This is a genomic window from Actinosynnema pretiosum, assembly GCF_024171695.1.
Classification (GTDB): Bacteria; Actinomycetota; Actinomycetes; order Mycobacteriales; family Pseudonocardiaceae; genus Actinosynnema; species Actinosynnema pretiosum.
Genome location: NZ_JAMTCF010000018.1, coordinates 174010 through 186698, shown reverse-complemented (window position 1 = coordinate 186698; position 12689 = coordinate 174010). Strand labels below are relative to the sequence as shown.

The window sequence follows — 12689 nt, the reverse complement described above, 5'->3', positions numbered from 1 at the left end:
GGGGCGGGAACAGGGGCGGGGGTGGAGGCGAGGGGCGAGGGGCGAAGGTGGGGACGGGGTCGAGATCGGGGTCAGGGGCGGGTGAAGCGGAAGTGCCTCGGGTCGGGGCGCGCGGTCCTGCGCCGGTACTCCCACACCTGGCCGGGCCAGTTGCTCACGATCCGCCCGCTCTCGACCCGGTACCAGCTGCGGCAGCGCGCCCACGCGGTGCGGCCGAGGCGGTCCTGGACCTCGCGGTCGAACGCGCCCGCGACCTCGGGGCGCACCTCGGCGCTGGTCAGGCCGTGCGCGCGCATCCGCTCCAGCAGGGCGGTGACGTACCCGACCTGGGGCTCGACCATCTGCAGGATCGAGTTGCCGCCGAGGTTGGTGTTGGGGCCGTAGAGCACGAACAGGTTCGGGAAGCCGGGGACGGTCATGCCCAGGTGGGCTCGGGCCCCGTCGCGCCACCGGTCGGCCAGCTCCGCGCCGTCGCGACCCCTGATCCGCATCGGGGCGAGGAACTCGGTGGCGGCGAACCCGGTGCCGTGCACGACCACGTCCGCCGGGTGCTCGACGCCGTCCGCCGAGCGCAGGCCGCGCGGGGTGAAGGCGGTGGCGGGCGAGGTGACCAGAGTGACGTTGTCGCTGCTCAGGGCCGGGTACCAGGTGTTGGAGAAGAGCACGCGCTGGCAGCCGACCGGGTGGTCGGGGACGAGGACTGCGCGCAGTGCGGGGTCGGGGACCTGGCGGCGCAGGTGCAGGTGGAAGGCGGCCTCGATCGCCTTGCCGAACGCGGGCACGGCGGTGATGGCGGCGGTGAGGAACTCGCCCGCGACCCAGGTGGTGGCCCGGCCGACGGCCTGCGCGGGCGGGAACGCGCGGTAGAGGGCGGCGTGGCGGCGGGTGTAGGCGCGGTCGGGCTTGGGGATGACGTGCGGCGGAGTGCGCTGGAAGACGGTGACGCGGGCGGCGACCTCGCGGATCTCGGGCACGAACTGGACGGCGCTCGCCCCGGTGCCGATGACGGCGACGCGCAGGCCGGTCAGGTCGAGGTCGTGGTCCCAGCGGGAGCTGTGGAAGACCCGGCCGGTGTAGTCGGCGGCGCCGGGCAGGTCGGGGACGGCCGGGCGGGACAGCTGGCCGACGGCGGTGACCAGGTGGCGGGCGGTGTGCTCGCGCCCGTCGGCCAGGACGACCCGCCAGCGCGCGGCGGGCTCGTCGTAGTCGGCGGAGACGACCTCGGCGCCGAACCGCACGTGCGGCAGGACCCCGGTCTCGGCGGCGACCCGCCGCAGGTAGGAGTGGATGTCGGCCTGGCCGGAGTAGCGGCGCTGCCAGCCCGGTTCGGGGGCGAACGAGAACGAGTAGAGCGAGGAGGGCACGTCGCAGGCCGCGCCGGGGTAGGTGTTGTCCCGCCACACCCCGCCCACGTCCTGCGCCTTCTCCAGCACGAGCGCGCTGAACCCGGCGCGCAGCGCCGAGGCGGCCATGCCGATCCCGGCGAAGCCCGCGCCGATCACCACCACGTCGACCCCGTTGTCCACGTGCCGAGGCTAGGCCTGGAGCACCCCATCGGCCCAAGACAATCGAGGCCGCGGAATCCACAATTCCGGCCATGCCCCCTCTCGCCGACCCGGCCGTGCGGCACTGGGACTTCCCGCGCGGCGTCGCGGGCGTGGCGCTGCTGGTGCGGTTCGGGGTCGAGCGCGGGCTCGCCGAGGACGACCTGCTGGCGGGCACCGGGCTGGTCGCGGCGGACCTGGCCGACCCGGACGGGGAGGTCAGCGCGCACCAGGAGCTGCGGGTGGTGCGGGCGCTGGCGGCGGCGTTGCCGGACGCGGGCGTCGAGCTGGGCGGGCGGTACCACGCGACCACGTTCGGGGTGCTCGGGTTCGCGTTCCTGAGCAGCCGGAGCGTGCGGGACGCGGTGGACGTGGCGCTGCGGTTCCTCGACCTGAGCTTCGCGTTCTGCATCCCGAGCGCGTCGGTGTCGGGCGGGGTGGTGCGGGTGCTGCTGGACACCACCGGGCTGCCCGACCCGGTGGGGCGGTTCCTGGCCGAGCGGGACCTGGCGGCGGTGCACTCGGTGATCGGCGAGCTGCTGCCGGGCGGGCTGCCGCTGCGGTCGGTGGTGTTCGCCTTCCCCGAACCGGGCGAGGTGGGCGCGCACGAGCGGGCGTTCGGGGTGCGGCCGGTGTTCGGGGCCCCGGTGACGGCGGCGGTGTACGACGCGGGTCTGCTGGACCGGCCGCTGCCGCAGGCCGACCCGCACACGCTGGCGGCGTGCGAGGCGCAGTGCCGCAGACTGGTGGCGCGGCGGCGCGAGCGGGGCGGGGTGGCGAACGAGGTGCGGGAGCGGCTGGCCGGGCCGGGGGCGCTGGACGCCGGGATGGACCGGGTGGCGCGGGAGCTGTCGGTGAGCACCAGGACGCTGCGGCGCAGGCTCGCCGGGGCGGGGACGAGCTACCGGGAGCTGCTGGACGAGGTGAGGGAGGCGCTGGCCGAGCGGTTGCTGCGGGGCGGGGCGCTGTCGGTGGAGGAGGCGGCGCGGCGGCTCGGGTACGCGGAGGCGTCGAGCTTCATCCACGCGTTCAAGCGGTGGAAGGGGGTGACGCCCGCGACGTGGCGCGGAGGCCCGGGGACGGGTGGTTCCGGGGCGCTGGCGGACGCGGGGGCGGGCGCGGGCGCGGGGGCGGGGGCGGGTCAGCCGAGCAGCACCAGCCCCATCGAGTAGATCCCGCCGCCGCCGAGCACGCCCAGCACCGCGCCGCCGCACACCTGCCCGGTGGTGTGGTCGCCCAGCTCGACCCGCGACCAGGCCACCAGCGCGGAGGCCAGCCACAGCAGCGCCCACCACGGGCCGCTCTGGATGGCCAGGATCGCGATCGCGCCGAACGCCACGCCCGAGTGCACGGAGATCTTCCAGCCGCGCCCGCCGGGGGCCAGGGTGATCGCGGTGGTGACGACCAGCGTGCTGAACATGGCCGCCGCGAGCGCGATCATCTCGTGCGGCGCGCCCGCGAGCGCGAGCGCGGCGATGCCGACGCCGACCGACCCGACGCAGGTCAGCAGCGGCACCAGGCGGTCCTCGCGGCGGGTGACGTGGTGGTTGTCCCAGCGGCCCCTGCGCGCGCCGTGCACGATCACCGCCATCGGGATCACCGCGCCGAACACGGCGACGACCGCGCCCCACACCAGCGCCCCGAACGCGGTCCCGGTGGCGCTCCAGCCGATCGCGGCGGGCAGCCACACCACCCACACCCAGGGCGCCAGGACCTCGGTGACGAGCTTGGCGAACCGCCGCAGCGGGGTCGGGGAGGCGAGCTGCACGGGAGTCCTTCCGGTGGGCGCGCGGACCACCCCCGAGGGTGAAGATCACCGGGGGCGCGGGGGAATTTCACCACCTTGAACCGTCCTTGTCAGCACCACCCCCGCCTCGCTACGGTCGGCGGACCGGTCGCGCCTCCCGGAACGCGCCCGGTCCGCCGCCGCCGAACCCTCCATCACCGTGGATCGAGGAGAACCGTGGCAAGAGCGACGAAGCGCGCGCTGGTGCTGCTCGCGGCGCTGGCGCTGGTCCTGCCGGGAGCGGGCCAGGCGATGGCCTACCCGTACCCCGGCGTGGTCACCGGCGACATCGGCGTGCACGACCCGACGTTCGTGAAGAAGCCCGACGGGACCTACCTGGTCGCGCACACCGGGGACAACATCGCGCTGAAGACCTCCACCGACCGCACGGCGTTCCGCAACGCGGGCGCGGTCTTCCCGAACGGCGCGTCCTGGACCACCGCGTACACCGGCGGCAGCCGGAACCTGTGGGCGCCGGACCTGTCGTACCAGAACGGCCGCTACTACCTGTACTACTCGGCGTCGACGTTCGGCTCGAACAAGTCGGCGATCTTCCTGGCCACCAGCACGACCGGCGCGTCCGGGTCGTGGACCAACCAGGGCCTGGTGATCGAGTCCAGCGGCTCGAACGACTACAACGCCATCGACCCGAACCTGGTGGTGGACGACCAGGGCAGGTGGTGGCTGAGCTTCGGCTCGTTCTGGTCGGGCATCAAGCTCGTGCAGCTCAACCCGTCGACCGGGAAGCGCTCGGACAGCACGATCCGGTCCATCGCGGGCCGGGGCGGCGGCGCGATCGAGGCGCCGACGATCTTCAAGCACGGGTCGTACTACTACCTGTTCGTGTCGTTCGACCGCTGCTGCGCGGGGGCGGCGAGCACGTACCGGGTGATGGTGGGCCGGTCGACGAGCGTGACCGGGCCGTACGTGGCGCGCAACGGGACGGCGATGACGTCCGGGGGCGGCACGGAGATCCTGGCCGGGCAGGGCAGCATCCACGGGCCCGGTCACCAGGACGTGTTCAGCGACTCCGACAGCGACATCATCACGTACCACTACTACACCGACAGCGGGGCGTCGCAGCTCGGCGTCAACTGGTTGGCCTGGGACTCGGCGGGCTGGCCCTACCTGCACTGATCCGGCCCCACCCGGCGCGCCCCCGCTCCAGCGCGGGGGCGCGCCGTCGCGTTCGGGGGAAAACCGGGAGACACGAACGGGTGAGGGCTTTATGGTCTGCTGTGGACGGAGTCGTGAGGCTCCGTCCACCGTGGAGTAGCTCAGCTGGAAGAGCACCCGGCTCTGGACCGGGTGGGCGCGGGTTCGATTCCCGCCTCCATGTCGAGAGCGGGCCCGTCCCGCGAGCGCGGGGCGCCGTGGAGTAGATCAAGCGGCAGATCGCCCGGCTGTTACCGGGAGGGTGCCGGTTCGAGCCCGGCCTCCACGTCCTCCTCACCGCGCTCGTCCTCTCGTCGCGCGGCCCCGGCGTCGTCCGGGGCCGCGCCCCGCACGTCCAGGAGCGACTTCCCCACCGGAGCACAGCCATGTCCGAGCACACCGCCTCCACCTCCTACGCGTTCGCGCAGCTGCTGCGCGCGCTCGACTCGGCCTCCGCGAAGCGGACCCGGCAGTGGGGGGACGTGCTCAGGGGCGTCGCCGACGGCTCGCTGTCCGTCGGCAGCCGCACGCCCGTGTCCGGGACGCCGCCGTGGGTGACCCTGGAGGTCGCGCACGGCGGGTTCGCCACCGGGCGGCTGCTCGCCGAGACCGCCGAGCTGGACGACGACGAGGTGGAGCTGCTGGCGCTGCTGCCCGACGACGCGCCGGGCCGCACCGACCGGGAGCGGCTGAACTGGTGGCACCTCGGCGACGAGGGCGGGGCCGCGCTGCTGGAGCTGCTGGCGTCCGGCGAGTACCGGGTGGAGACGCCCGAGGAGGCGGCGATCCCGGCCGTGGTGGTGCTGCTGGCCGCCGGGCGGGTCGACGCTGCGGTCGAGCTGCTCGACGAGATCACCCCGTGGCTGCACCGGCTGCGGTTCGCGCCCCGGCGCGCGGCGCGGTCCGCCCTGACCGGGACGGTCGTGCGGCGGCTGCCGGTGTCGGCGGTGGCGGACGGGCTGCGGCGGGTCGCGGTGCCCGCGCAGGTCGAGACGATGCGGGCCACGCTCGGCGTGTGGAACCCGCTGCACGACGAGCTGGTCGACCTGTGGGCGTCCACCGTCGAGGGCGAGCTGCCCGGCTTGGACGAGCACGGCGCGGTGCGCGGCGGGTGGCCGTGCCAGGTGTGGCCGCAGGACTGGGCCGAGCGTCGCGCGGCGTGGTTCGCGGCGGCGGCGCGGGCCGGGGAGCGGACCGGGCGGCACGCGCACCCCAGGAGCAACTTCACCCGGCTGCGCTCGGCGCTGGCGCGGTGCGGCGCGGCGGGCGACGTGGTCGACGCGGTCGGCGCGGCCGGTTCCGGCGGTGGCCGGGCTCGGGTGGTCCGCTCACGCGCACTGGGGTCGAAGGCTTCGGGCGCGGTCGGTTCCAGCGTGGTCGGTTCCGGTGCGGTCGGTTCCAGCGCGGCGCTGACCGCGCGCGAGATCGGCTGGGTGCGGCGGGCGCTCGCGAACGCGCTGACCCGCCGGGGTTCCCGGCACGCCGAGCTGCGCGCCGAGCAGGCCGCGGTGGTCGCCCTGCCCACGCACGCGGCGTTCGCGGCGGTGCTGGCCGAGCGCCTGTCCGGGCTCGACCAGGACGGTGGCCTGCCGCGCTCGGACGCGGTGTCCGGTCCGGCCCGCCCAGGTGAGGGCCTGCCCGAGGGCAGCGACTTCCCCGAGCACCTGCTGGCCAGGCTCGACCTCGCGCTGGAGGCCCCCGTGGCCGAGCTGGTGCGGCGCGGGGTCGTGCCGTCCGGCGAGGTACTGGCCGAGGTGCTGCCGCAGGTGACCGCGCGGCTGCTCGCGGCCGGGCTCGCCGACCCGGTCGCCGGGGCGCTGCGGGAGCAGGCGTACGGGGCGTTCCGGCGGCGCAGGTCGCTGCTGCTGGTGGACCTGGCGTCGCAGGTGCGGTTCGAGGAGCTGCCGTGGGTGGCGGCGCTGGACGTGTTCCGCTCGGCGGAGCCGGACGCGGCGCGGGCGGCGCGCGAGGCGCTGGAGCAGACCGCGCTGCTGGCGCTGACGGCGTTCCCGCACACGATCACCCCGAACCCGCTGGTGTCCGAGTTCGCGGCGCTGGCCGGGCAGGCGCAGGTGCGGCTGCCGCTGGTGGAGGAGATCGCGGCGGACATCTTCATGGGCAGGTTCACCGAGAAGTGGCACCACGCGGCCGTCGTCGCGCACCGGGTCACGCGCGGCACGCCGTACGCGGCGTACTACGACCTGACCGAGCCCGCGCCGCTCGTGCCGGAGCGCGGGTCCCGGTCGGGCAGGCGCACCGCGGAGTGGTTCGGCGCGGAGTGCGGGCGGCGCGCGAAGGCTGGGGCGACCACCGGTTCCTCGGGCGGGTCGTGGGTGGCCGAGAGGGGGATGGTGCTGGAGCAGAGCCAGGTGCTGACCACGCACAACCTGGCGGTGCTCGTCGACGGCCTCGGTCTGGGCGGGCGGCTGCGCCGGATCGCGCCCGAGGCGGTGGGCGAGGTGTTCGCCTGGATCGCGCGCAGGCTCGCCCAGCCGGTGGCGGGGTGGCACGCGGGGTTGCTGCTGGTGAAGAACGTGGCCTACGCGTGGCGGCAGGCGGTGTTCCTGCTCGGGTACTGCGACGAGCGGGAGCGCGGCGCGCTGATCGCGGGCCTGCGCGAACGCCTGTCCGAGCACGACCGCTCCGCCCGCTTCGAGCCCGCCGTGGCGGGCCTGGAGCACGTGCTGGCCGGAGGCCGCTTCACCGAGGACGGCACCACCCCGAACGGCGGCCGGAGGCTGCTCGGCTGGACGACCGGGGAGCACTGGCTGCTGGAGCGCTCCTCCCGGTGACTGGGCGGGGCGCTCAAGGCTCGACCGCCTTGAGCGCCCCGCCCCCGCTGTCAAGCGCAGGCCGAGGCAGCACAACCGCCACGCCGAACCCGACCTCCCAGCGCACCCGGACCCTGTCGCCGCAGGCCAAAGTTCACCCGATCGTGCCGACACAGCACCCCTCGGCAAATGCAACCCTGGCCAGGGACCGCACACCTCGTGAACCCTGGCACTTGCCCGGATGGGGCCGAGCGCGAGGCAGGGGGTGCGTGGCCTCCCACCTCGCGCGAACGCGGAGATGTCGGTTGATCATGCGGGGTGCGCGGTGAGAGGGGACGCGAATCCACAGCGCAACCCCAGGCCCGTCCCGACATCTCCGCCGCTCCCACCGGCAGGGCGAACACCTCCGCCCCCACCACGCGCACCCGCTGAGCTGACACCTCCAGAACCGGCACCTCCCGAGCCGACGTCCCTGTCACGCGCACCGACTGCGCAGGCACCTCCCAGGCTGGCGCCTCCATCACGCGCACCGACTGCGCAGGCACCGGCCGAACCAGCACCTCCCGAGCCAGCACCTCCGCCCCGCACACCGGCCGCCCAGGCGCCTCCGTCATGCCCAAGCGCCCCGACACCCGGAGGTCCCGAGGGAATGCCCACCTCCCCGACGCTCCCCGAGGCCCGATTACCCTCCCCCGCCCCAGGCTCCTCGTCTCCCGGTGCCGCCAGTTGGCCGAGCACCGCAACCCCCCAGGGGAAAGCGCTTTCCGAAACCCGCTTCACCGCAACAGCCGCACTCGAACTGCCCGACCTCGGCCCAGCACCCGCTCCCCCCGCCCCGCCCTGGTCCTTCCCCACCACGCCGCCTCCCCCGATCGCACCCGTCCCCGCCCCACGCACTCCCCCACGAGCCGCAGCCACCCCACCGGTGGACGATCCGGCCCTGCTCACCGAGTCCCAGGCCTGGGACCTGTGCCTGCGCAGGCGTTCCCGCCTGCACGGCGCGGCGATCCGGCTGGGCGTGGGCGACGAGGCCGACGACGTGGTGCACGACGTGCTGGTGACCGTCATGTCCCTCCCCCGCCTCTACCGCGAGGGTTTCGACGGCCTGCTGGACACGGTGCTGTGGCGCCGCTGCACCGCCCTGCTGCACAGGCGGCACGCGCACGCCCGAGCCTGCCGCAACGCCACCCTCCTCCCCGCCCCGCAGCCGGATCACGCGCAGGACGTGGTGGACCGGTTGCACGCGGCGTGGGCGTTGGCGGACGCGGCCGGGTTGGAGGTGGGGCACCTGCGGGTGCTGGCGCTGCTCGCGCACGGGACCACCAGGGACTCGATCGCCCGGCTCACCGGTTCCACGGTCCCCGACGTGGACCGCGCGCTGCGCGTGGCCCGCACCCACGCCCGCAGGCACCTGCGCAGACGCGGGAGCACACCGTGACGCCCGCGGCGACCCGCGAGCACGCGCCACCACGCACACCGCCGCACGCACCACCGGGCGCACCGGCGCGCGCGGTGATCCGCGAGACGGAGGAGGTTCCCCGTTGACGACCATGCGCTGCCACCTGTCCCACGCAGCGGGCGCCGCGCTGATGCGCCCGGTGGGCAGACTGGACCTGTCCACGGCCGCGCCGCTCCGCCAGGCGCTGCTGCGGGTCGCGGCCGATCACCCGGTGGCGCTGGTGGTCGACCTGACCAGGACCGAGATCGCCTCACCGGCGCTGCTCGGCCTGCTGTGCCAGGTGGCGGACCGGGTGGCCAAGTGGCCGGGCATCCCGCTGGCCATGGTGAGCCCCCGCCCGGTGGCGGACTGGATCCGCGAACGCCTGCCGGTGAGCCCGGACCTGGCGGGCGCCCTGCGCGCCACCGCTCCCCTGCCCCCACCCCGCCACAGGCGCATCCACCTGCCGCCGACCCCGGTGAGCCCGGTGCGCGCGCGGCTGTTCGCGACCGACACGTGCCTGGCCTGGGACCTCACCGGCCTGCTGGACGCGGCGGCGCTGATCGCGGCGGCGCTGACCGACAACGCCGTCGCGCACGCGAGAACCGACCTGTGGCTGCGCCTGACCACCGCGGACGACCGCACCACCGGGGACCGGACCGCGCGCGACCGCACCACGACCAGCCCCAGGACGTTCACCGACCGCCTGATGGGCGGCCACCTGAGGATCTCGGTCCAGGACCGCTGCACCACCCTGCCGAACAGGCGCCGGGACCGGAGCGGCGGCCTGGACGTGGTCGCGTACGCGGCGAGCCAGTGGGGCACCGCCCCCGCCGTGGGCGGCAAGGCGGTGTGGGCCCTCCTGGACCCGACCTGAACCCCTGTTCTGCCCACGGCCTGACTCCCACCGCCCCCCGGTTCCCGACCACACCAACCGAAACCGGCTCGGGTGCGCCCCGCCAGCCCGCCAGCCCGCCAGCCCGCCAGCCCGCCAGCCCGCCAGCCCGCCAGCCCGCCAGCCCGCCAGCCCGCCACAGGCGGCGGTGCTTGGTGCACCGCCGCTGTGGTGATCGGCCGGGCCGGACTCGGTCCGCGTTCAGGTTGTGATGCGCTCAGGTCGTGGCGCGCTCAGCTCTTCTCTTCGTTCTCCCCCGCTTCCGCGAACTGGGCCGAGTACAGCCGGTGGTAGGCGCCTTCCTTCGTGATCAGCTCCTCGTGCGTGCCCTGCTCCACGATCCGGCCCGCCTCCATCACCAGGATCAGGTCGGCGTCGCGGATGGTCGACAGGCGGTGTGCGATCACGAAGCTCGTCCTGGAGGAGCGCAGCGCCGCCATCGCGTGCTGCACCAGCGACTCGGTCCGGGTGTCGACCGAGCTGGTGGCCTCGTCCAGGATCAGCAGCGACGGGTTGGCCAGGAACGCCCGCGCGATCGTCAGCAGCTGCTTCTCGCCCGCGCTGACGTTGCCACCCTCCTCGTCGATCAGGGTGTCGTAGCCGTCGGGCAGGGTGCGGACGAAGCGGTCCACGTAGGTCGCCCTGGCGGCGGTCAGGATCTCCTCCTCGGTCGCGTCCGGCCTGCCGTAGGCGATGTTCTGCCGGATCGTGCCGCCGAACAGCCACGTCTCCTGGAGCACCATGCCGATCTGCGAGCGCAGGTCCTCGCGCTTGAGCGCGGTGATGTCCACGCCGTCCAGGGTGATGCGGCCCTCGTCCAGCTCGTAGAAGCGCATCACCAGGTTGACCAGCGTGGTCTTGCCCGCGCCGGTCGGGCCGACGATCGCCACCGTGCTGCCCGGCTCCGCGACCAGCGACAGGTGCTTGATCAGCGGTTGCTCGGGCAGGTAGGAGAAGCTGACGTCGTGGAACTCCACCCGGCCCCTGCGGGTCGCGGGCAGCTGCTCCTCGACCGGGTCGGGGACCTGCTCCTCGGCGTCGAGCAGCTCGAACACCCGCTCGGCGGAGGCGACGCCGGACTGGAGCAGGTTCGCCATCGCCGCCACCTGGGTGAGCGGCTGGGTGAACTGGCGGGAGTACTGGATGAACGCCTGGACCTCGCCGAGCGTCATCGCGCCCGAGGTCACCCGCAGGCCGCCGACCACGGCGATCGCGACGTAGCCGACGTTCGACAGGAACATCATCAGCGGCATGATCAGACCGGAGATGAACTGCGCGCCCAGCGCCGACCCGAGCAGGTCGTCGTTGCGGCGGCGGAACTCCTCCTCGGACTCGCGCTGGCGGCCGAACACCTTGACGAGCTGGTGACCGCTGAACGCCTCCTCGATGTGCGCGTTGAGGTCGCCGGTGTGCTTCCACTGCGCCACGAACAGCGCCTGCGACCGCTTGCGGATGCGCGCGGTGATGATGATCGACAGCGGGATCAGGGCCAGTGCGATCAGCGCCAGCAGCGGGGAGATCGACACCATCATCGCCAGCACGCCGATCAGCGTCAGACCGGAGACGAGCAGCTGGCTCATGGTCTGCTGGAGGGTGGTGGAGATGTTGTCGATGTCGTTGGTGACGCGGGAGAGCAGCTCGCCGCGCGGTTGGCTGTCGAAGTAGCGCAGCGGCAGGCGGTGCAGCTTGTCCTCGACGTCGGCGCGCAGCCGGTAGACCACGCGCTGCACGACGCCGTTGAGCAGCCTGCCCTGGACGTAGCCGAACAGCGACGACGCCACGTACAGGCCGAGGACCCAGGACAGGACGGAGCCGAGCGCGGCGAAGTCGATGCCCGCGCCGGGAACGCCGCGCATCCGGGCGAGGACGCCGTCGAAGATGATGTCGGTGGCGTGCCCGAGGACCTTGGGCCCGGCGACGGACAGCGCGACGCTGGCCACGCCGAGCACGACGACCCCGACGAACGGCGTCCGCTCCGGGCTCAACCTGCCGACCAGCCGCTTGGCGGACGGCTTGAAGTCGTGGGCCTTGCCCATCGGCGGCATCCCGCCCCCGAAGGGCCCGCCGCCTCCCATCGGTCCACGCGGCTGCGGCCTGGCCGCCTGGGGTTGGGTGGTGGTCACTGGTGTGCCTTCCTGGGCGCGGACGACGGCGCGAGCGGCGACGCGGTTGGCAGCGCGGGCGACGGTGCTGACTGCGGCGCGGACGACAGCGGGGACGCGGGCGCGGACGACCGGGGGCCGTGCAGCGGGGACCTGGGTGGGGTGGGGTTGGGAGGGATGGGCGCGAAGAAGCGGGACGTGAGCAGTCCTGGCACGGGCTCGTGGGTGGTGGGGATGACGGAGGTAGAGGTGGGGTGCGGGGGCCGTGTCCGACTGCGGTGAGGTGCGGACGCCGGTTCGTGAGCAGGCTGAAAGAGCGAATCGACACCGGTGCTGGTGCTGGTGCCGGAGAGCAGAGCGGTGGGCGCGAGGAGCGGAGCGCCACCTGAAGCGCCGTGGAGAGAGGTCTTCGGCCGGGTGGCGGCAGGCGGCATTGGTTCCTGGGCCTGGGAAGTTGGGGACTCGGCGGGGCGGGCAGGGGACGTTGACAGGGCGGAAGTGCGGGCTGGGGACGTCAGCGGGACGGTGACTTGGCTTGGCGGCACCTGGCGCGCCAACGCGTTGCGTGGTCGGCGCGCCGGCGTGAGGGCCGACATCCACGTGGGTGGTGGGACTGGCGTGGGAAATGGTGCCCGTCGTGGGGTCGACACCAGTACTGACGTGGATACCCGCCGAGGGGAACCTTGGCGTGTGGGAACCGGCGCTGATGGCGCAGAGGTCGACAACCGCTGAGCGGGTTTTGGCTGCTGGGGAGCCTGGGGCAGCACGGCGGTTGGCATCCAGCCAGAAAGCCCTTGGCCAGCGGGAACCGACACCAGCGCGGCGGTAGATGTCCAGCGAGAGGCGCTCTGGCCAGCGGGAGCCTGCGTCAACGCGGCGGTTGACGTCCGACCAGAAGACCTTTGGCCAGCGGGAGCCTGCACCAGCGCGATGGTTGGCATCCGACGTGAGGTGCTTTGGCCGGTGGAAGCCAGCGCCAATGCAATGGCTGACGTCCA

The 12689-nt window shown here is 74.0% G+C and carries 8 protein-coding genes and 2 tRNA genes; 7 read left to right on the top strand and 3 right to left on the bottom strand.

Going from position 1 to position 12689, the window contains the following annotated elements; all coding sequences use genetic code 11:
• Nucleotides 1-71: 71 nt before the first annotated feature.
• A complete protein-coding gene (locus tag LV78_RS31460; protein ID WP_253849652.1) occupies nt 72-1526 on the bottom strand; it encodes a flavin-containing monooxygenase in 1455 nt (484 codons plus the stop codon).
• Between the two features lie 71 nt (nt 1527-1597).
• Here LV78_RS31460 and LV78_RS31455 point away from each other — a divergent pair, with 71 nt between their 5' ends.
• Entirely contained in the window at nt 1598-2716 is a 1119-nt protein-coding gene (locus LV78_RS31455; RefSeq protein ID WP_253849651.1) for an AraC family transcriptional regulator, read from the top strand.
• Here the strand turns inward: LV78_RS31455 and LV78_RS31450 are convergent.
• Nucleotides 2686-3312, bottom strand: coding sequence for a hypothetical protein (locus LV78_RS31450; protein ID WP_253849650.1), 627 nt, complete (start codon nt 3310-3312; stop codon nt 2686-2688). The genes LV78_RS31455 and LV78_RS31450 overlap by 31 nt on opposite strands.
• A 195-nt stretch (nt 3313-3507) precedes the next feature.
• On the opposite strand from LV78_RS31450, the gene LV78_RS31445 reads away from it, so the two are divergent.
• The 6 genes from LV78_RS31445 to LV78_RS31420 all read left to right on the top strand — a co-directional run bounded on the left by LV78_RS31445 (nt 3508) and on the right by LV78_RS31420 (nt 9571).
• Nucleotides 3508-4467: an arabinan endo-1,5-alpha-L-arabinosidase gene (locus LV78_RS31445; protein WP_253849649.1), complete on the top strand. Its 960-nt coding sequence runs from the start codon at nt 3508-3510 to the stop codon at nt 4465-4467.
• A 129-nt stretch (nt 4468-4596) separates the two neighbouring features.
• Nucleotides 4597-4669, top strand: a tRNA-Gln gene (locus LV78_RS31440).
• A gap of 33 nt (nt 4670-4702) precedes the next feature.
• A tRNA-OTHER gene (locus LV78_RS31435) sits at nt 4703-4774 on the top strand.
• 97 nt (nt 4775-4871) lie between these two features.
• Nucleotides 4872-7277, top strand: coding sequence for a hypothetical protein (locus LV78_RS31430; protein ID WP_253849648.1), 2406 nt, complete (start codon nt 4872-4874; stop codon nt 7275-7277).
• 904 nt (nt 7278-8181) lie between these two features.
• Complete coding sequence (locus LV78_RS31425) at nt 8182-8694, top strand: RNA polymerase sigma factor (protein ID WP_253849647.1); 513 nt, start codon at nt 8182-8184, stop codon at nt 8692-8694.
• A 103-nt stretch (nt 8695-8797) separates the two neighbouring features.
• Nucleotides 8798-9571: an STAS domain-containing protein gene (locus LV78_RS31420; protein ID WP_253849646.1), complete on the top strand. Its 774-nt coding sequence runs from the start codon at nt 8798-8800 to the stop codon at nt 9569-9571.
• Between the two features lie 251 nt (nt 9572-9822).
• Here LV78_RS31420 and LV78_RS31415 read toward each other — a convergent pair whose 3' ends face one another.
• On the bottom strand, nt 9823-11664 hold the full coding sequence (locus LV78_RS31415) for an ABC transporter ATP-binding protein (RefSeq protein ID WP_253849645.1): 1842 nt from the start codon (nt 11662-11664) through the stop codon (nt 9823-9825).
• Nucleotides 11665-12689 lie beyond the last annotated feature (1025 nt).

What these genes read in the sequence shown, in the direction of transcription:
- LV78_RS31455 (WP_253849651.1), top strand. Translation starts at nt 1,598, where the DNA reads ATGCCCCCTCTCGCCGACCCGGCCGTGCGGCACTGGGACTTCCCGCGC.
- LV78_RS31430 (WP_253849648.1), top strand. Translation starts at nt 4,872, where the DNA reads ATGTCCGAGCACACCGCCTCCACCTCCTACGCGTTCGCGCAGCTGCTG.
- LV78_RS31415 (WP_253849645.1), bottom strand. Translation starts at nt 11,664, where the DNA reads ATGGGAGGCGGCGGGCCCTTCGGGGGCGGGATGCCGCCGATGGGCAAG.